This is a genomic window from Pseudomonas sp. NPDC089996 (assembly GCF_044748405.1).
In the GTDB taxonomy this organism is placed as follows: domain Bacteria; phylum Pseudomonadota; class Gammaproteobacteria; order Pseudomonadales; family Pseudomonadaceae; genus Aquipseudomonas.
Window position 1 is genome coordinate 64,855 of the sequence record NZ_JBIVGA010000009.1, and the last position, 19,110, is coordinate 83,964.

Here is a 19,110-nt window from a genome sequence, read left to right on the forward strand (position 1 = left end):
TAATACTTGAACGCTTGACACCTAGATGGGGTTGCCCCGACAGATTTCAAGCCTTCTCATCGATAGAAGGTTGCGGTGCAGCAGGCGCCTTGCTGACCACCACCATGGCGGGGCGCAGCAGGCGGCCGTTGAGCAGGTAACCCTTCTGGAACACGTTGAGCACGCTGTTCGGCTCGATGTCGGCGCTTTCCTGCATGGCCATCGCCTGGTGGTGCTCGGGGTTGAACGGCTGGCCGTGCGGGTCTACCGCTTCGAGGTTGTAGCGCTTGAGCGTGTCCTGGAACATCTTCAGGGTCAGTTCGACGCCTTCACGGGTCTGCTTGAGCTGTTCGTCCTCAGGATTCAGGTGCGCCAGCGCCATTTCCAGGCTGTCGATCACCGGCAACAGGTCGCCCGAGAACTTCTCGAGGGCGAACTTGCGAGCCTTGTCGACTTCCTGTTCGGCGCGACGAATGCTGTTCTGCGCTTCGGCAGCGACACGCAGGGACTGATCCTTGGCGGCGGCCAGCTGCTCTTCGAGCTCCAGAACGCGGGCACCGTTATCCACTGCACCGGCCTCTTCGACGTTAAGGTTTTCTTGATCCAGCTGTTCGTCAGCCATGGGGTCTCTCCTCCGCAATTTCGGTTGTACGAGCAAAGCTCGCCGTGTCTGCCGGCTATATGGGGCCGGAAAAACCAGCTTCAAGGGGCAAGGTGGTTTTCCGGGCGGCAACAGAATCTGCCAAGGGGCATTGGCAGCCCTGAAAAAAGTACTGTATAAATAACCAGACCTGAACTTCGGGAGCGGCCCCCATGCTGGTGCACCTGTCCATTCACAACTACGCCATCGTCGAGCACCTCGACCTCGAAATCGCCCGTGGCATGTCCGTCATCACCGGCGAGACCGGCGCGGGCAAGTCGATCATGCTCGACGCGCTCGGCCTGGCCCTGGGTGACCGTGCCGACAGTGGCGTGGTGCGCCCCGGCACCGACAAGGCAGACATCCTTGCCACGTTCGACCTGGTGGACATCCCCGAAGCCCATGCCTGGCTGGCCGAGCGCGACCTGAACAACGACGGGCCGTGCATCCTGCGCCGGGTGATCACCGCTGAAGGCCGCAGCCGTGGCTACATCAACGGCACACCCTGCCCGCTCGGCGACCTCAAGGCCCTCGGTGAATTGCTGATCGACATCCACAGCCAGCATGAACACCAGTCGCTGCTCAAGACCGACACCCACCGCCGCCTGGTGGACGAATACGCCGGCGCCATCGACCTCGCCCGCCAGGTGCAGCTTGCCGCCAGGCGCTGGAACCAGACCCGCCTGGAGCTTGAGCGCCTGTCCAATTCAGGCGACGAGCAACGTGCCCGCCACCAGTTGCTCAGCTACCAGCTCGAAGAGCTCGACAACCTCGGCCTGGGCGAGAACGAGCTGGAACAGCTGGAGCAGGAACACAAGAACCTGACCAACGCCGAGGCCCTGTTCGGTATCTGCCGCCAGGTCATCGACCAGTGCAGCGAAAGCGATTCGGGCAACGTGCTCAGCGCCCTCACCAGCAGCCTGAACCGTCTCGGCGCCGCAGCGAACGCCCCGCGGGCATTGGGTGAAGCGGCGAACATGATCGCCAGCGCACAGATTCAGGTTGAAGAAGCGATGGGCGAACTCAACCGCTTCCTCGACAACTTCGACGCCGACCCCATGCGCCTGCAAGCCCTGGAAGAGCGCCTCGACACAATCTACACGCTGGCACGCAAACACCGCGTGCACCCCACAGAGCTGCCGCACCTGCAGCAACAGCTGATGGACGAACTGGAAGGCCTGAACGCCAGCGACGAGTCGATCGAGCGCCTGGGCGAGGAGCTTGGCGCCTTTGCCCAGCACTATAAAGAGAAGGCGCTGGAGCTGAGCGCCCTGCGCCAGCAGGCAGCCAAACAGCTGGCCGTCGCCGTGGAGCAGGAAATCCAGCGCCTGGGCATGCCCGGCGGCCGGTTCTGCATCGAACTCACGCCCAACGAAGGCAACGACCTGTCGCCGCATGGCCTTGAACAGGTCGAGCTGCTGGTCAGCGCCAACCCCGGGCAGCCGCTCAAGGGCCTGGCCAAGGTGGCGTCCGGCGGCGAGCTGTCGCGTATCAGCCTGGCGATCCAGGTGATCACGGCGCAGACCTCGCGCATTCCCACGCTGGTGTTCGATGAAGTGGACGTCGGCATCGGCGGCCCAACGGCCGAGATCGTCGGCCAGCTGCTGCGGCGCCTGGGCGAACGTGGCCAGGTACTGACCGTGACGCACCTGCCGCAGGTGGCCGCCCAAGGGCACCATCACCTGTTCGTGCACAAGGTGCGCAACAGCGACACCACCCATACTGCAGTGGCCAGCCTGGGCAAGCGCGAACGGGTCGAGGAAGTGGCGCGGATGCTCGGGGGTATCGACCTGACCAAGGAATCCCTGGCGCATGCGCGCAAGATGGTGGTCTCAGGCAAAGCCTGAAATTGACGCGGACTTTTTGTGGGAGCGGCCTTGCGTCGCGAAAGGGCCGCGTTAGCGGCCCCAGTAATTTGTGCATTTGCGCTGAAATCCTGGGGCCGCTTCGCGGCCCTTTCGCGACGCAAGGCCGCTCCCACAAAGATCGCAACTCGGCCCCCCATAAAGCACAAAGGCGACCCGAAGGTCGCCTTTGTCATTCGTAACGTATGGAATCGTTACTTTTTCTTACGCACATAAAGGACCAGGTTGTGGTCCACGAGCTCGTAGCCATGCTCGGCCACGATCTCTTTCTGGCGGCGCTCGATTTCAGCGTCCATGAACTCGATAACTTCACTGGTCTCCACGTTGACCATATGGTCGTGGTGACCGCCGTCAGCCAGCTCGAACACCGCATGGCCGCCGTCGAAGTTGTGGCGTACCACCAGACCAGCCGCTTCGAACTGGGTCAGTACGCGATAGACGGTTGCCAGACCGACGTCCTCGCCAGCCTCCATCAGCGCCTTGTAGACATCCTCGGCGCTCATGTGACGTTGCTCGGTGGAGTCGAGCATCTGTAGGATCTTGACTCGAGGCAGGGTCACCTTGAGACCGGCTTTGCGCAATTCGCTATTTTCAACCATGGTCAGCTTTCTCGCCGATGCTGCTTCGCAGCTTCTCTTAATACGGGTATGATCGGGGTTTACGTTGTCCAGCCAAGATAGTGGAAGTCGCCCACCGATGCAAAACACCAAGCTCTTGCTAAACAGCCTCGCCCTCGCGGGACTGCTCGCACTCGCCGGTTGCTCGTTTCCCGGGGTTTACAAAATCGACATCCAGCAGGGCAATGTCGTCACGCAAGACATGATAGACCAATTACGCCCCGGAATGACCCGCCGGCAAGTAAGGTTTATCATGGGCAACCCCTTGCTGCAGGATACGTTCAACACCAACCGTTGGGACTACCTGTACAGCCTGCAACCAGGTGGCGGCAAACGCCAGCAGGAACGCATGAGCATTTTCTTCAACGACAGCGACCAACTGGTCAGCCTGTCTGGCGACTTCATGCCAGGCGTGAGTCGCGACCAGGAAATCCTCGGCGGCAGCAGCGACACCACGGTCAGCCCGGCCAGCCAGCCAGAGCAGGGCCAGCCCCAGCCGCAGCCGGAAGAAAAACCGGCCAAGCCAGGCTCGACGGAAGAGTCCATCCAGCGCGAGATCGACACCATCGAGACCACCCCAGTGCCGACGCCGGCACCGCTGGACACCTCGCCGCAGTAATTGCCGGCCAGATGAAAAAGCCCGGACCATGGTCCGGGCTTTTTATTGCCACCCGCTCAGCTCGACCTCAACCATTGAGCTGCTTGGCACGCTGGCAGAACGCATCCACCAGGGTATTGGCCGCCTGATTGAACAGCGGCCCCAGCGTGGCGCGCACGATTGCGCCGGCATAATCGAACGTCAGGTCCAGGCTGATCTTGCAGGCCTTGTCACCAAGCGGCTTGAACACCCACAGGCCATGCAACTGAGTAAACGGCCCCTCTTCCAGGTTCATCTCGATGGACTGCCCCGGCACCAGCACATTGCTTGTGACGAACTGCTGGCTCATGCCGCCCTTGGCCACTTCCAGCTTGGCCCGCATGTGCGTGTCGCTGGCCTCGATCACCGTCGAAGCCGAGCACCAGGGCAGGAATTCAGGGTAGCTGGCGACGTCATTGACCAGATCGTAGAGCGCCTGGGCAGGGTACGGCAGCAGGGCGGAGCGTTGAATATGGGTAGTCATCCAGGCGTCACTTCCAAGGCTGGGTGGCGGCGCTTCGCAGCGTGCCGAAAACAGGTTCTGTGCATAGAACAGGCCTTGTATTGTCCGGTATTCATTGCAGTGGCTCAAGCACACCGAAATCCCATAGCCGACCGCGCGATGACTTGCCTATAATGCCACCCCTATGGCTAAACAAAAGAAACATCCGACCGGGACCATCGCGCAAAACAAGAAAGCGCGACACGATTACTTCATCGAGCACAAGTTCGAGGCCGGGCTGGTCCTGTCCGGTTGGGAAGTAAAGAGCCTGCGGGCCGGCAAGGCGCACCTGACCGACAGCTACGTGCTGCTCAAGGATGGTGAAGCCTGGCTGTTCGGCAGCCACATCACCCCACTGAACACCGCCAGCACCCACGTCATCGCCGACCCCATGCGCACCCGCAAGCTGCTGCTGAACAAGCGCGAGCTCGAGCGCGTGGAAGCTGCCGTGGCGCAGAAGGGCTACACCTGCGTGGCCATGGCGCTGTACTGGAGCAAGCACCTGATCAAGTGCGAGATCGCGCTTGGCAAGGGCAAGAAGGAGTTCGACAAGCGCGACACCATGCGCGAACGCGACTCCAACCGCGAGCTGCAGCGTGCGGTGCGGAACAAGGGCAAGGAAGAGTAACCCTCTGCCCTATACGGCCTTTGTGGGAGCGGCCTTGTGTCGCGAAAGGGCTGCGAAGCGGCCCCAGCTATTCAGACTGCGGAGCTGAAATCCTGGGGCCGCTTCGCAGCCCTTTCGCGACACAAGGCCGCTCCTACAAGGAACGCGATACGCTGCTCAACGGCCGCTGCGCCGCTCTGCCCGCGCCACCCGCTGGGCCTCGTCCTGCGCCTCTTCCAGCACTTCCTGCACATACAGAATGTGCCGGCTGGACACTTCACGCGCATCCTCCGCCCTGCCCTCGACAATCGCCTGGTACAACTCGCGGTGCTGACCGATCAGCATGTCGCGTGTTTCCGTGCGCTGCTGATACATGCCACCGATGTTGGTCACAACGTTGCGCTTGAGCAGGTCGAACAAGCCACGGATCGTATGCAACAACACCGCGTTATGGCTGGCCTCGGCAATCGCCAGGTGGAAGCGCGCATCGGCCGCACCCTCCTCCGCCCGCGTCACCTCGTCAGCCCGCGCATAGCAATCCTGCAAGGTGTCGAACGCCGCCTTGAGCCGCGCACGATCAGGCTCGGTGGCACGCTGGGCCGCGTAATAGGCGCATGACGCCTCCAGGGTATGGCGAAACTCGAGCAGGTCGCGCTGCGCTTCGGCACTGTGCTCGAGCAGCTGCAGCAACGGGTCGCTGAAGGTCGAACCAAGCGATTCGGCCACGTAGTTGCCGCCACCCTGGCGGCTCACCAGCAGCCCCTTGGCCACCAGCTTCTGGATCGCCTCACGCAGTGACGGGCGCGACACACCGAACTGTTCGGCCAGGGCGCGCTCGGCCGGCAAGCGCTGCCCGGAGGTCAACGTGCCTTCCAGAATCATCCCTTCCAACCGATCGACGATGTCGTCGGACAGGCGCCGTTGGCGGACCTGATCAAAAACCATCACATGCTCTCCACAAACCCCCGGCCAAATTCAGGGGCGCCTATTCTCGCCGATTAGCACCCAGCCAGCACGCATCAGGCGACGGTTTTCTCAAGCAAGCAGCTGGCCGTTCATCGCCACGCGACCAAAGTTTTGCACGGGACAAATTGACACACCCACGACAGCGCTTTTAACCTAGCGACCAGCCATTGTAAATTGGTCTTACCAATTATCCAATGCCAGTGCTGACCAACAACAATTAGGGGCCACCCCATATGCAAACCTGGCAACAACTCTATACCCCGCTTGGTAGTCTCGGCCTGTCCGCACTGGCGGCGGTCATTCCTATCGTATTCTTCTTCCTGGCCCTGGCCGTGTTCCGCCTCAAAGGCCACGTGGCTGGCAGCATCACCCTTGCCTTGTCGATCCTGGTGGCGATCTTTGCCTTCCAGATGCCTGTCGACATGGCGCTGGCTGCCGCAGGTTACGGCTTCCTCTATGGCCTCTGGCCGATTGCCTGGATCATCGTTGCCGCGGTGTTCCTGTACAAACTCACGGTCAAGAGCGGCCAGTTCGAAGTGATCCGCAGCTCGGTGCTGTCGATCACCGACGACCAGCGCCTGCAGGTATTGCTGATCGGCTTCTGCTTCGGTGCCTTCCTCGAAGGCGCGGCCGGCTTCGGCGCCCCGGTGGCCATCACTGCCGCGCTGCTGGTGGGCCTGGGCTTCAACCCACTGTACGCCGCCGGCCTGTGCCTGATCGCCAACACCGCACCGGTAGCCTTCGGCGCCCTGGGCATCCCGATTATCGTGGCTGGCCAGGTCACCGGCATCGACGCCTTCCACATCGGCGCCATGACCGGCCGCCAGCTGCCGCTGCTGTCGCTGTTCGTGCCGTTCTGGCTGGTGTTCATGATGGACGGCCTGCGCGGCGTGAAAGAAACCTGGCCCGCCGCCCTGGTCGCCGGCCTGAGCTTCGCTGTGACCCAGTACTTCACCTCGAACTTCATCGGGCCGGAGCTGCCGGACATCACCTCGGCCCTGGCCAGCCTGATCTGCCTGACCCTGTTCCTGAAAGTCTGGCAGCCGAAGCGTTCGTTCGCCGAAGCCAAAGGCAGCGTCGGCGCCGCGGTGGTACAACCGAGCGGCAGCCAGCCGACCCCGTACAGCTTCGGCGAGATCTTCAAGGCCTGGTCGCCGTTCCTGATCCTCACCGTGCTGGTGACCATCTGGACCCTGAAGCCTTTCAAGGCTGCCTTCGCCCCAGGCGGCGCGATGTACAACTTCGTGTTCAACTTCGCCATCCCGCACCTCGACCAGCTGGTGGTCAAGACCGCACCAATCGTCACTGCGCCAACCGCCATGCCAGCGGTGTTCAAGCTCGACCCGATCTCCGCCACCGGCACCGCGATCTTCCTCTCGGCGCTGATCTCCATGGCCGTGCTGAAGATCAACTTCAAAACTGGTCTGACCACTTTCAAAGAGACCTTCTGGGAACTGCGCTGGCCGATCCTGTCGATCGGCATGGTGCTGGCCTTCGCCTTCGTCACCAACTACTCGGGCATGTCGTCGACCATGGCCCTGGTGCTGGCCGGCACGGGCGCCGCGTTCCCGTTCTTCTCGCCGTTCCTTGGCTGGCTGGGCGTGTTCCTGACCGGTTCTGACACCTCGTCCAACGCCCTGTTCAGCTCGCTGCAGGCCACCACCGCGCACCAGATCGGCGTCAACGACACCCTACTGGTGGCGGCCAACACCAGCGGCGGCGTGACCGGCAAGATGATCTCGCCACAGTCGATCGCCGTGGCCTGCGCTGCCACCGGCCTGGTCGGCAAAGAATCCGACCTGTTCCGCTTCACCGTCAAGCACAGCCTGTTCTTCGCCACCATCGTCGGCCTGATCACCTTGATCCAGGCCTATTGGCTGACCGGCATGCTGGTTCATCACTAAAGTGAAAGGGGCCGGGCGCCGAGACGCGCCCGGCATCTCCTTCAACCCACGCTGCGAGAATCCATGATCATTTCCGCCTCCACCGACTATCGCGCCGCGGCCCAACGCAAGCTGCCCCCCTTCCTGTTCCACTACGCCGACGGCGGCGCCTACGCCGAACACACCCTGCGCCACAACGTCTCCGACCTTGCCAGCATTGCCCTGCGCCAGCGCGTGCTGAAGAACATGTCCGAGCTGAGCCTGGAAACCAGGCTGTTCGACGAAACCCTGAGCATGCCCGTGGCCCTGGCCCCGGTCGGGCTCACCGGCATGTACGCCCGCCGTGGCGAAGTGCAGGCGGCGCGTGCGGCGGCGGCCCATGGCATCCCCTTCACCATGTCCACAGTGTCGGTGTGCCCCATCGAAGAAGTGGCACCCGCCATCGACCGGCCGATGTGGTTCCAGCTGTACGTGCTCAAGGACCGAGGTTTCATGCGCAACGCGCTGGAGCGGGCCAAGGCCGCCGGCGTGAAAACCCTGGTGTTCACCGTCGACATGCCGGTGCCCGGCGCCCGCTACCGCGACGCCCACTCCGGCATGAGCGGCGCCAACGGCCCGATGCGCCGCGTGCTGCAGGCCATGACCCGCCCCGAGTGGGCGTGGGACGTTGGCGTGATGGGCCGCCCGCACGACCTGGGCAACATCTCCAAGTACCGTGGCAACCCCACGGGCCTGGCCGACTACATCGGCTGGCTGGGCAACAACTTCGACCCGTCGATCTCGTGGAAAGACCTGGAGTGGATTCGCGAATTCTGGGACGGCCCGATGATCATCAAGGGCATCCTCGACGCCGACGACGCCCGTGACGCGGTCAAATTCGGCGCCGACGGCATCGTCGTGTCCAACCACGGCGGCCGCCAGCTCGACGGCGTGCTGTCCAGCACCCGCGCCCTGCCAGCGATTGCCGATGCGGTAAAAGGCGACCTGAAGATCCTCGCCGACTCCGGCATCCGCAGCGGCCTCGACGTGGTGCGCATGATCGCCCTCGGCGCCGACACCGTGCTGATCGGCCGCGCCTTCCTCTGGGCCCTGGCCGTGCATGGCCAGGCAGGGGTGAAGAACCTGCTCGAACTGTTCGAGAAAGAAATGCGCGTGGCCATGGTGCTGACCGGTGCCAAGTCGATCAGCGAGATCAGCCGCGATTCGCTGGTCCGCGAACTGGGCGCCTGAGCGCCCGCACACAGTACCGCCTGAATGACTCGGGGCACCCGGCGCGCCAGACGCCGTGGCCCCGCGAGGAGATTGCATGAGCCTGCCCGCCGCGTTCCTGCGTGATGCCGAGCGCCTGATACCCGCCGAACGCCGTTTCGACGACCCGACGTCCACCCTTGCCTTCGGCACCGATGCCAGCTTCTACCGGCTGATCCCCAAGCTGGTGGTGCGCGTCGAGTCCGAGGACGAAGTGGTAGCGCTGATCCAGCTGGCCCAGCGCGAACGCGTGCCGGTCACTTTCCGCGCCGCTGGCACCAGCCTGTCTGGCCAGGCCATCAGCGACTCGGTGCTGATCGTGCTCGGCGATAACTGGAACGGTAAGGAAATCCGCGGCCAGGGCGAGCAGATCCGCCTGCAGCCCGGGGTCATCGGCGCCCAGGCCAATGCCTGGCTGGCCCCATACGGGCGCAAGATCGGCCCCGACCCGGCCTCGATCAACGCCTGCAAGATCGGCGGCATCGTCGCCAACAACGCCAGTGGCATGTGCTGCGGTACCGCCCAGAACACCTACCACACCCTCGCCGGCCTGCGCCTGGTGCTGGCCGACGGCACCCGCCTGGACAGTGAAGACCCGGCCAGTGTCGCAGCCTTTGCAAACAGCCACGCCGAGCTGCTGGAAGCGCTGGCCCGGCTCGGCCGCGAAACCCGCGCCAACACCGAACTGGCCGACCGCATCCGGCACAAGTACCGGCTGAAGAACACCACCGGCCTGTCACTCAATGCCCTGGTGGACTACGACCAGCCGCTGGATATCCTGCAGCACCTGCTGGTCGGGTCCGAAGGCACCCTGGGCTTCATCAGCGCCGTTACCTACGACACCGTACCCGACCACCCACACAAGGCCAGCGCCTTGCTGGTGTTCCCCAGCGTGGAAAGCTGCTGCCGCGCCGTCACCGTGCTCAAGCGCCAGCCGGTATCGGCCGTCGAACTGCTCGACCGCCGCAGCCTGCGCTCGGTGCAGAACATGCCGGGCATGCCGCTGTGGGTCAAAGGCCTGTCGGACAACGCCTGTGCCCTGCTGATCGAGTCTCGCGCCGCCAGCCAGAGCCTGCTGCACGAGCAACTGCACTCGGTGATGGCGTCGATTGCCGACTACCCGCTGGAGCAGAAGGTCGACTTCAGCGAAGACCCGGCCGTGTACAACCAGCTGTGGAAGATCCGCAAGGACACCTTCCCCGCCGTCGGCGCCGTGCGCCAGACCGGCACCACAGTCATCATCGAAGACGTCACCTTCCCTGTCGAGCAACTGGCCGAAGGCGTCAACCGCCTGATCCAGCTGTTCGACAAGCACCACTACGACGAGGCGATCATCTTCGGCCACGCGCTGGAAGGTAACCTGCACTTCGTGTTCACCCAGGGCTTCAACAGCGCCGAGGAAGTCGCCCGCTACCAGGCGTTCATGGACGATGTCGCGCAGCTGGTGACCGTCGAATTCGGCGGCTCGCTCAAGGCCGAGCACGGCACCGGCCGCAACATGGCGCCGTTCGTGGAGCTGGAATGGGGGCATGACGCCTACCAGCTGATGTGGAAGCTCAAGCGCCTGCTCGACCCCAACGGCATCCTCAACCCCGACGTGGTGCTGAGCGAAGCCCCGGACATCCACCTGAAGAACCTCAAGCCGCTGCCGGCCGCCGACGAGATCGTCGACAAGTGCATCGAGTGCGGTTTCTGCGAGCCGGTCTGCCCCTCCAAGGGCCTGACCCTCAGCCCACGCCAGCGCATTGTCATGTGGCGCGACATCCAGGCCAAACAACGCGCCGGCATCGACACCCGCGAACTGCTGCAGACCTACCAGTACCAGGGCATCGACACCTGCGCCGCCACCGGCCTGTGCGCCCAGCGCTGCCCGGTCGGCATCAACACCGGCGAACTGGTGAAGAAGCTGCGCAGCCAGGCCGCCGACCACACCAGGACCGCCGACTGGCTGGCCGACCATTTCCACACGGCCCTGGGTGGCGCCCTCTTCACCCTCACAGCCGCCAACACTGCGCGCAAACTGCTCGGCGCCCCCCGCCTCGGCCGCCTCAGCGCCTCACTGAGCAAGGCCAGCAAAGGCCGCCTGCCACAGTGGACCCCGGCCATGCCCCAGCCACTGCGCACGGTGGACTTCGGCCCGGCGAGCAACGACGCCCGGCCCCGCGTGGTGTACCTCGCTGCCTGCGTATCCCGAGTCATGGGCCCAGCCTACGCCGACCGCGAGCAAAGCTCGCTGCTCGACAAGACCCGCGCCCTGCTGGAAAAAGCCGGTTACCAAGTTGTCTTCCCAGACAACGCCGACAGCCTCTGCTGCGGCCAGCCGTTCGCGTCCAAGGGTTACCCCGAGCAGGCCGAACACAAGCGTCAGGAACTGATCAACGCCCTGCTCCACGCCAGCCGCGGCGGCCTCGATCCGATCTACTGCGACACCAGCCCCTGCACCCTGCGCCTGGTGCAGGACCTGGGCGAAACCCGGCTGGACCTGTATGACCCGGTGCGCTTCATCCGCACCCACCTGCTCGACAAGCTGGAGTTCACCCCGCAGGACGAGCCGGTGGCCGTGCACGTGACCTGCAGCACCCAGCACCTGGGTGAGAGCCAGGCGCTAATTGATCTGGCGCGCCGCTGCAGCAAGCAGGTGGTGATCCCGGAAGGCATCCACTGCTGCGGTTTCGCCGGTGACAAAGGCTTTACCACACCCGAGCTCAACGCCCACTCGCTGCGCAGCCTGAAGGATGCCGTGCAGTATTGCAGCGAAGGCATCTCCACCAGCCGCACCTGTGAAATCGGCCTGTCCAGCCACAGCGGGATCGACTATCACGGCCTGGTCTACCTGGTAGACCGCGTCACCCGCCCACGTGCAATCTGAGCTATCCCTATAAAAGCAAGTGTCTCGCACAGACTTCCAAGTCGCCGCGATCCCTGTAGGAGCGGCCTTGTGTCGCGAAAGGGCTGCGTAGCAGCCCCAGGATTTCAGCTCCGCAGCATCATCCGCCGGGGCCGCTTTGCGCCTCTTTCGCCACACAAGGCCGCTCCCACACCGACCGCATCGCCCGATCGACAGCAACATCCCGCCACACACCACAATGCCGCCAAGCCATCACCCCGATTGAACCCCCGCCAAATCCCGACAGTCCACCCTTGTAGGCCCACTTCCAAGCGGCCATAAAAGGAGACACCCATGAAAGGTACCGCGCTTTCGGCCCTCTTCGCGGCCGCGACCCTCCTGGCATCCCCGGCCTTCGCCGCCGAGGACCTGTGCACCGCCAACCTGCAGAAGATCGACGACAGCATGGCCACCGCCGGCGCCACCTCCGAAGGCCTGGACAAAGCCATGACCGAACAAGTGGACAAAGCCAAGGCCGCCCAGGCATCGGGTGACACCAAGGGCTGCATTGCCATTACCAGCAAGGTGCTGGAGCGCATGGAAAAGACTGAAAAAGGTGGCGGCTCGGCCGGCAGCGGTTCTTGAGCCCCCGCAGCGCGGGCGCCAGGACCGGCTGTCGACGTCGCCCGCGCAATGGCGTATACTCCACCCCACGTGCCGTAAGGTGCGTTAGCCAAGAGCTAGTGTGGGGCCGATTAGGATTCGACGCCGGTAGCGAAACTCTAGGTGCATGCCGAGTTGGTAACAGAACTCGTAAATCCACTGTTGCAACTTTTATAGTTGCCAATGACGAAAACTACGGCGCGGAGTACAAGCTGGCTGCGTAAGCGGCCCTCTTGACCCGTTGCTTCTGGTAGCTTCGGCTCCAGCAATCACTAGGGGATGCCTGTAAACCCGAACTGATTGTCATACAGAACAGGATCGTCGCGTAGCACGTTGTGGGCGAAGTGACTAAAACTTACACAACTCATCCAAAGCACCCTGCCCGTCGGGCGGCTGCGGATTAAATCAGTAGACACGGCTAAGCATGTAGTACCGACAGCGGAGTACTGGCGGACGGGGGTTCAAATCCCCCCGGCTCCACCAAATGATCAATCAAAGACGTCCACGGACGTCTTTTTTTGTGCCTGCAACCCAGCAAATACGCGGCCTCCAGCGCTTTTGCGGTCTTTTGAGAGTTTTTGAGTTCCAGCCGTTCGGGTATTCCAGACGGTATTCCATCTCATCCGGTGCTAATCTTTGGAATACCGAATCAGTGCTTGAGGAGAATCTCATGCCTGCTCAGAACCTTCGCCTCTCCGATCGACAGCTCAAGGGAGTCAAACCCGCGTCCAAGGATTACGTCCTCACGGACGGCGACGGTTTGCAGCTCCGCGTACGCAGCAACGGCTCGTTGCTGTGGAATTTCAACTACCGCGAACCGGTGACCAAGAAGCGCATCAACATCGGCTTCGGGACCTACCCCGAACTGTCACTGGCGAACGCACGAAAGAAGGCAGTCGAAGCGCGTGAGCTACTCGCACAGGGCATTGATCCCAAGGTGCAGCGCAATACGTTGAATGAAGCCAAGCGCGCAGAAACGGAACACACCTTCGAGAATGTGGCCACCGCCTGGTTCGAGCTCAAGAAAGACTCGGTGACCGCGGCCTACGCCGAGGACATTTGGCGGTCGCTCACACTGCACGTATTCCCCGATTTGAAGACGACACCACTTGCGAAGATCACCGCGCCGATGGTGATCGCATTGCTTCGTCCAATCGAAGCGAAAGGCAGCCTGGAGACGGTCAAGCGTCTCAGCCAGCGACTAAACGAGATCATGACCTACGGCGTGAACTCCGGCCTGATCTTCGCCAACCCGCTCAGCGGCATCAGGGCAGTATTCAAGAAGCCCAAGAAAGAGAACATGGCTGCGCTTCCGCCCGAAGAACTCCCCGAGCTCATGCTGGAGATCGCGAACGCCAGCATCAAACGCACGACCCGCTGCCTGATCGAATGGCAGTTGCACACGATGACGCGCCCCGCCGAGGCGGCAACTACTCGCTGGGAAGACATCGACTTTGAAAGGCGTGTCTGGACTATCCCTCCGGAGCGGATGAAGAAGCGCCGTCCGCATAGCATCCCGTTGAGTGATCACGCTGTCGCCCTGTTGGAGTCACTCAAGCCTCACAGCGGCCATCGCGAATATGTCTTCCCGGCTGACAGAAATCCGCGCACACACGCCAATAGCCAGACCGCCAACATGGCGTTGAAACGTATGGGCTTCCAGGATCGGTTGGTCAGCCACGGCATGCGCTCGATGGCCAGCACCATCTTGAATGAACATGGGTGGGATCCGGAACTCATCGAAGTGGCACTGGCGCATGTCGACAAGGATGAGGTACGCAGCGCCTATAACCGAGCCGACTACATTGAGCGCCGACGACCGATGATGGCCTGGTGGAGTGAGTACATCCAGAAAGCCGCCACCGGCAGCCTGCTCGCCTCAGCGTACGGCCAAGTCAGAGACAAGAACGTGGTGCCGATACGCTAGCGCTATGCAGGCACAACAACGGCAGCAACTGAGCGTTCAAGATTCAGGGCAAGCAGCCTCGCTTATTCGCTTCTCAGCACGGGTCCATCCAAACAGGGCTGCAAAGCCGCCCTGTTTGGATGGACCTCACTTTGAAGAGCTAAAAGCGACCACGTTGTCCAGGATTTACCACGGAATTCCACCGGTGGATAACCGCTCTTAAAGTCCAAAGTGGCGCTGAATTTTGAATCTTGACCGGGTTTATCCACAGGCGTAGAACTGGCCGTGCAAGCGCTGTCGATGACAGCAACCCAGGTGGCCCGAGCCTTGAAGGTCACGCTGCTCTCTCGCGGTGGTTCTCCCCCCAAATGGCGATTCGCGTCCGGCAGCTCGCCCGGTCACCTCCCCGGTGATGGATGCCTCCTTCAGATCATGGCCGTCGTGCGCCAGACAACACCTCCTACTTCGCTGCCCTGCAGCAACCTATCCGCTTGGCCGAATCTTGCGCCAACCTGCGCCCGTCTCTTTCCGGTGGAAAGAGACGGGCGCTTCTAACACTGCTGCAGCCCTCATCGCACTTGGCTTTGCGGCAACTCCACTCGTGACAATCAGCGTGACAAACGCCGAAGTCACCAGCAACAGCGCTGTAGATGATGGTGCCGCAGACCACGGAATGGACTGCACCTGACTGACAGTCAGGCATGCCCCGGTCATCGCATTGCTGCGTTCACCCGGCTCAGGACCTCGGGGCAATGGTCTCGTCAGCCAATGCAGCCTCCACCCGCCCACCGGTAACGGTGCTCAGGAGGCCAGATCATGAGGTGCCCTTGCTCCCGGTGGTAAGGAGCCGCCAGTCCCGCGTTAAAGGACATCCCCACAGGTCGCAGGGGCCTTGATCCCTGATAACACTCAGCATTCTTGGCGGGATGACGTGGGGCGAGGATTGGAGAGCAAGAGATGAGGTGACCGACATGGCATTGGTAGGCAGACGCGATAGCCGCAATTTTGGCTACGGCAGGCAATTGAGCTACGCAGGGCCGCAAGCGCTGAAAGACATGTTCGGCGGTGGCCACTACGGCACGGTCAAGGCGCACTGTGATCGGTGGCAGGCATTCGTGAAGTGGTGCCGTTCCGAACAGGGGCCCAGTATCAATGATGCGCGGCAGGTTGATCGGAAAGTTTTGGCCGACTATGCGGCGTACCTGCGCAACGTGGTTGGGCACGGTGACCTCGCCATCAGCACCGCACAAAATCGGTTATCCAGCGTTAACAGGACCATGGCAGCGCTTCGCGGTGATCAGTACGTGAGATTGCCCAGCCCGAGCAAGGCGTTGGGTATGCAGCGCAGCGGGGTTCGACAGTCGGAGCCGCAGGGCCAAGACCGCGAACAGGTTAAGCAGATCGTTGATGCGCTTTGCAGCCGTCATCAGTTACGAGCCGCTGCGATCGTTCTGTTGGCACGAGCCACCGGCATGCGCTTGCGTGAGGCCATCTTGGCTGACCTGCCACGGCTAAGCCGTGAGGCTAACGACCAAGGTAGGATTAACATTCAGGATGGCACCAAAGGCGGCCGCGCCGGCGCTTCGGCGCCACGTTGGATTGCAGTGGACGACCATGTTCGAGGTGCCCTTGAGTTTGCACGGCAGGTGTCGCCTGCAGGTAGCCGCAACCTAATTGCGCCACACGAGAGCTATCTGAATGTTCTGCAAGAAATCATTCGCCCTGCGCGGGCCATCCTGCATGTCCACAAGCTCCGAGGCTTCCATGAGCTCCGTGCGGCGTACGCATGTGAGCGCTATGAGCAGATCACCCAGCACCGTACGCCTATCAAAGGCGGTCAATGTTGCCAGGTAGATAGAAACCTTGATCGTGAAGCTCGGAGGCAGATCAGCTGTGAGCTAGGGCACGGTCGGATCGATGTGGTCGCGGCCTACATTGGAGGACGGTCATGAGCAAGCCATTTGATATGGAGTTGTTCTTGGCTGGCGTTCTGACTGGTTCGCACGCAACCCGGCAACGCCACGTGCGACAGGCAAAAATAATCCAGGTCGAAATTGCAGCGCGCTGGCAGCGAGAAACACCTTGGGCTTGGCAAAAAAAGCATGTGGTTTGGTTTCTTGAGCATCGCTTAAATTTACGTGGTGAAGCGACGCGGTATTACTATTTACTTACGATGCGGTTACTCGCTCGTCGTTTACAAAAAACATGGGGTTTCAATCGCTGAGTTAGGCCGACTCCCATCGACCCAAGATGCCCTACGCGCTGCATACGGTCTGTGGGTAGAATCCCTCACTCCAACCATCACGCGCTAGCCGCATGGAAAGGGAGAGCGCCTTGAGCGTGAAGATTAGCTTTGACAATGAACAAGCAGTTGCCAGCTTCCTCCTGTCTGATTGGGCTCCGCCGCTGGCCGAATACTTGGGACGCTACTTCGACGTCTGCGATGGCATGCTTCGCTTGGATTACTCCCACCTGTCTAACGAGAACACTAGCGATACGTGCGACTGGATATGGAGGTCGCAAACCGATCGTGAGCGCTTTATATCCATATTCGAGGATGCTGCACAGAAGGGGCGGATTGAACTGACCCTCATAACCTTGGGACATGGATCCACTGGAATCAAGGGTTCGTCATCCATCCTGGACCAAAATGCCTACCGGTCTGCCGAGAAGTCCTTCAGAAAAGACGTGCTTCAAGGCAATTCCCGGGCCTTGCGGGAAACCGTCGTGGCGGAGATCGCGCCCCGTGCGACATGGCTGAGTTGGCTGCTCAATACCGATTCATATGACCGGAATCGCTTTTTAGACAATCGGGAGATCATGGCGGCGCTGGTGACCAGTACGTCAGAGAACGATTGCATCCACGTCCTCCAATTAGTCGCCCCTCGTCACGATCAGAATAACTGGGCATTCGAGCAGATGGTCGAGCAACATTGGCAACATGTACGCGACTACTTGGAAACCCATTTGGGCATGCCCCCGGGCTATTCAGGTGGCAAAGCGCCTGATCTAGTCTTCTCGCTGTTTGCAAATTCGCCTACGGTGCAAGCGTCCCGGTGGGCCTGCGAGCAGGTTCTTGATCGAGTTGGTTCGATGATTTTTCCTCGGCTGATCAAACATTGCCACGCCATCGTGGCGGACGATGTGCGCAACCTGTTCATGTGCTGGCAGGTTCGTCCGAAGACAGGGAATAAAGACGATTTCAAGGAATGCGTTGCCACAGCCTGCTCGACGCTTGCTACGTTGTTGAAGGACACTATGCCCTCGGACCTCGCGCTTGCCGCGGCCTGGCACGAGTTCGTGAAACCAGCGCGGTCCGCCCAGCAACTCGTTGCTACAAGCCTCAGCGAATTGCCATCTGGGGCGTGGGACCAGGAAGTGCTGTGGAGCCAACTAGGTCCCGCCGCCCGCGAGGCGTGGCGGCAGGATCTCTTTGACCAAATGAGGGGGGAGCCAGAGCTGGCTCAGGGGCTCCTCGATTTCGCCTGCCGCTGGCTCCCGCTGACAGCGTTCGCTGAAGTTGAACCGGTGCTCCTGCGACTGATGGATGACGAGGATCATCTGGCTTTTGCGACCAAGCTTGCCAGCGTTGGCCCAAGGCAGGTGCAACTGAGGGCTAATGGACTGGTACGGTCCAGCCGGGGGGCACTGGACCTGGAGGGGCAAGTAGACCTGAAAGAAAATGCCACTATGCTGCCCAATGTTGGTGCCCAAACTTGGCTAGGCGACCCGTCCGTGGAGCGCGTCATCCATAGGGCAGTTAGCCAGATCGAGGAAAATTTTTGCCGAGAGTATCCCACGACCTGGGGAGAGGACGAGGAGGTTCATACTGCACGCCTCCTGGCCCTTACGCAGGAGGCCGTCGGCAATGCGAGCCTCCAGTTGCACCAGCTCTCGGCCACAACGCGTACTACGTATCCGAGCCTGTCGGTCAGGGTGCGACAACCTGGCAAGCGAGAAGAAGGGACCAGCACGCCTGCCGGGGCACCTCTGGGGGCGGACGTGCTGTTTCTTACCCGTATCGTGGACGACGGCAAAACTGTAATCCAGCGTGCCACTCTTGTGCAGGTAAAAAAGCGCAGCGGCACTGGGTCGGGGAAGCGCTTTAGTTCGACGATAGGCATCGACCTGCGGCAATGCGAGGACATGCTCACGCATTCAGAGCACGCCTATTACCTGTTCGCGACGCCGGCCTCGCCGCGTCCGACGCTCTGGGTTGCCCCGGCGCGGCTCGTCAGGAACTTGGCCCAATTGCATACGAGCAAAGCATCGGTCGTAGCGATTCAGGTGCGAGACGCTAGCTGCTCTTATGCGGATTTCTTCCTGCACGACCTCGTCGGCCTGTGGGCTGGCGACGAATATGCGGACCTCGTTGCCGTTGCAAACGGCGATCCTCGGCTTGGGCGAACGCCTCGCCACATCGTCGACATCGAGGTTCGCCGCCAATCGGATTGATGGTCCCGGCAGAGAACCATGCTACTACTCCACTCCGCCCCGATCCGCAGCCCTAAGGGCTGCGGATGGGGGTGCTGGGATTATCAAATTGTCACAATCATCTCCGTACTGGAGCGGTCGGCTGCAACTGCTTTGTAATGAATGTCTGCTCAATGAAGAACATCTCATAAACCAGTGCAGCGACCGAGTACTCGACTTCGGTTGAAGTTTGGCCATAAAAACCGCTACTTGTTGAGGCTTTAGCGGATGCGCGGACTGTCGCTTAGGAATAGCACAATTCAGCCTTCCGCGGCCTTCCAAATATGCAATTGTTCT

At 61.6% G+C, this 19,110-nt stretch carries 15 protein-coding genes and 1 other RNA gene; 12 read left to right on the plus strand and 4 right to left on the minus strand.

Annotation, left to right across the window (positions count from 1 at the left end; translation table 11 throughout):
* Positions 1-46 precede the first annotated feature (46 nt).
* Positions 47-601, minus strand: coding sequence for a nucleotide exchange factor GrpE (grpE, locus tag ACIPW4_RS17060; RefSeq protein ID WP_400659813.1), 555 nt, complete (start codon positions 599-601; stop codon positions 47-49).
* 191 nt (positions 602-792) lie between these two features.
* On the opposite strand from grpE, the gene recN reads away from it, so the two are divergent.
* Positions 793-2,466: a DNA repair protein RecN gene (recN, locus tag ACIPW4_RS17065; protein ID WP_400659816.1), complete on the plus strand. Its 1,674-nt coding sequence runs from the start codon at positions 793-795 to the stop codon at positions 2,464-2,466.
* A gap of 212 nt (positions 2,467-2,678) precedes the next feature.
* On the opposite strand, the gene fur is transcribed toward recN, so the two are convergent.
* A complete protein-coding gene (gene fur / locus ACIPW4_RS17070) occupies positions 2,679-3,083 on the minus strand; it encodes a ferric iron uptake transcriptional regulator (protein WP_008096237.1) in 405 nt (134 codons plus the stop codon).
* A gap of 97 nt (positions 3,084-3,180) precedes the next feature.
* On the opposite strand from fur, the gene ACIPW4_RS17075 reads away from it, so the two are divergent.
* Complete coding sequence (locus ACIPW4_RS17075) at positions 3,181-3,720, plus strand: outer membrane protein assembly factor BamE (protein ID WP_400659818.1); 540 nt, start codon at positions 3,181-3,183, stop codon at positions 3,718-3,720.
* 67 nt (positions 3,721-3,787) lie between these two features.
* On the opposite strand, the gene ACIPW4_RS17080 is transcribed toward ACIPW4_RS17075, so the two are convergent.
* Complete coding sequence (locus ACIPW4_RS17080; RefSeq protein WP_400659820.1) at positions 3,788-4,222, minus strand: type II toxin-antitoxin system RatA family toxin; 435 nt, start codon at positions 4,220-4,222, stop codon at positions 3,788-3,790.
* Positions 4,223-4,385: 163 nt separating this feature from the next.
* On the opposite strand from ACIPW4_RS17080, the gene smpB reads away from it, so the two are divergent.
* The gene (smpB, locus tag ACIPW4_RS17085; protein WP_400659823.1) at positions 4,386-4,868 is read left to right on the plus strand and encodes an SsrA-binding protein SmpB; all 483 of its coding nucleotides are present in this window, start codon (positions 4,386-4,388) and stop codon (positions 4,866-4,868) included.
* A gap of 156 nt (positions 4,869-5,024) precedes the next feature.
* On the opposite strand, the gene ACIPW4_RS17090 is transcribed toward smpB, so the two are convergent.
* Positions 5,025-5,792, minus strand: coding sequence for an FCD domain-containing protein (locus ACIPW4_RS17090; RefSeq protein ID WP_400659826.1), 768 nt, complete (start codon positions 5,790-5,792; stop codon positions 5,025-5,027).
* A 254-nt stretch (positions 5,793-6,046) separates the two neighbouring features.
* On the opposite strand from ACIPW4_RS17090, the gene ACIPW4_RS17095 reads away from it, so the two are divergent.
* From ACIPW4_RS17095 to ACIPW4_RS17135, 9 genes are all read left to right on the plus strand, one after another.
* Positions 6,047-7,717, plus strand: a complete 1,671-nt coding sequence (locus ACIPW4_RS17095; protein ID WP_400659828.1) for a lactate permease LctP family transporter — start codon at positions 6,047-6,049, stop codon at positions 7,715-7,717.
* Between the two features lie 63 nt (positions 7,718-7,780).
* A complete protein-coding gene (lldD, locus tag ACIPW4_RS17100) occupies positions 7,781-8,926 on the plus strand; it encodes an FMN-dependent L-lactate dehydrogenase LldD (protein ID WP_400659830.1) in 1,146 nt (381 codons plus the stop codon).
* Between the two features lie 76 nt (positions 8,927-9,002).
* The gene (locus ACIPW4_RS17105; RefSeq protein ID WP_400659832.1) at positions 9,003-11,813 is read left to right on the plus strand and encodes an FAD-binding and (Fe-S)-binding domain-containing protein; all 2,811 of its coding nucleotides are present in this window, start codon (positions 9,003-9,005) and stop codon (positions 11,811-11,813) included.
* A gap of 312 nt (positions 11,814-12,125) precedes the next feature.
* Positions 12,126-12,416 (plus strand): hypothetical protein, encoded by a 291-nt coding sequence (locus ACIPW4_RS17110; RefSeq protein ID WP_400659834.1) that lies wholly within the window; start codon positions 12,126-12,128, stop codon positions 12,414-12,416.
* A gap of 102 nt (positions 12,417-12,518) precedes the next feature.
* Positions 12,519-12,917, plus strand: a transfer-messenger RNA (tmRNA) gene (gene ssrA / locus ACIPW4_RS17115).
* A gap of 187 nt (positions 12,918-13,104) precedes the next feature.
* Positions 13,105-14,361, plus strand: coding sequence for an integrase domain-containing protein (locus tag ACIPW4_RS17120; protein WP_400659837.1), 1,257 nt, complete (start codon positions 13,105-13,107; stop codon positions 14,359-14,361).
* Between the two features lie 950 nt (positions 14,362-15,311).
* On the plus strand, positions 15,312-16,292 hold the full coding sequence (locus ACIPW4_RS17125; RefSeq protein WP_400659840.1) for an integrase domain-containing protein: 981 nt from the start codon (positions 15,312-15,314) through the stop codon (positions 16,290-16,292).
* Positions 16,289-16,564 (plus strand): hypothetical protein, encoded by a 276-nt coding sequence (locus tag ACIPW4_RS17130; RefSeq protein ID WP_400659843.1) that lies wholly within the window; start codon positions 16,289-16,291, stop codon positions 16,562-16,564. The genes ACIPW4_RS17125 and ACIPW4_RS17130 overlap by 4 nt, the downstream gene beginning before the upstream one ends.
* A gap of 110 nt (positions 16,565-16,674) precedes the next feature.
* Entirely contained in the window at positions 16,675-18,795 is a 2,121-nt protein-coding gene (locus ACIPW4_RS17135; protein ID WP_400659845.1) for a hypothetical protein, read from the plus strand.
* The last annotated feature ends 315 nt before the right edge of the window (positions 18,796-19,110 follow it).

Bases quoted from the DNA above. Each gene is read 5' to 3' on its own strand.
- recN (WP_400659816.1), top strand. From the start codon at position 793: ATGCTGGTGCACCTGTCCATTCACAACTACGCCATCGTCGAGCACCTC.
- ACIPW4_RS17125 (WP_400659840.1), top strand. From the start codon at position 15,312: ATGGCATTGGTAGGCAGACGCGATAGCCGCAATTTTGGCTACGGCAGG.
- ACIPW4_RS17095 (WP_400659828.1), top strand. From the start codon at position 6,047: ATGCAAACCTGGCAACAACTCTATACCCCGCTTGGTAGTCTCGGCCTG.
- ACIPW4_RS17110 (WP_400659834.1), top strand. From the start codon at position 12,126: ATGAAAGGTACCGCGCTTTCGGCCCTCTTCGCGGCCGCGACCCTCCTG.
- ACIPW4_RS17130 (WP_400659843.1), top strand. From the start codon at position 16,289: ATGAGCAAGCCATTTGATATGGAGTTGTTCTTGGCTGGCGTTCTGACT.
- fur (WP_008096237.1), bottom strand. From the start codon at position 3,083: ATGGTTGAAAATAGCGAATTGCGCAAAGCCGGTCTCAAGGTGACCCTG.
- ACIPW4_RS17105 (WP_400659832.1), top strand. From the start codon at position 9,003: ATGAGCCTGCCCGCCGCGTTCCTGCGTGATGCCGAGCGCCTGATACCC.
- ACIPW4_RS17120 (WP_400659837.1), top strand. From the start codon at position 13,105: ATGCCTGCTCAGAACCTTCGCCTCTCCGATCGACAGCTCAAGGGAGTC.
- smpB (WP_400659823.1), top strand. From the start codon at position 4,386: ATGGCTAAACAAAAGAAACATCCGACCGGGACCATCGCGCAAAACAAG.
- ACIPW4_RS17075 (WP_400659818.1), top strand. From the start codon at position 3,181: ATGCAAAACACCAAGCTCTTGCTAAACAGCCTCGCCCTCGCGGGACTG.
- ACIPW4_RS17090 (WP_400659826.1), bottom strand. From the start codon at position 5,792: ATGGTTTTTGATCAGGTCCGCCAACGGCGCCTGTCCGACGACATCGTC.
- lldD (WP_400659830.1), top strand. From the start codon at position 7,781: ATGATCATTTCCGCCTCCACCGACTATCGCGCCGCGGCCCAACGCAAG.
- ACIPW4_RS17080 (WP_400659820.1), bottom strand. From the start codon at position 4,222: ATGACTACCCATATTCAACGCTCCGCCCTGCTGCCGTACCCTGCCCAG.
- grpE (WP_400659813.1), bottom strand. From the start codon at position 601: ATGGCTGACGAACAGCTGGATCAAGAAAACCTTAACGTCGAAGAGGCC.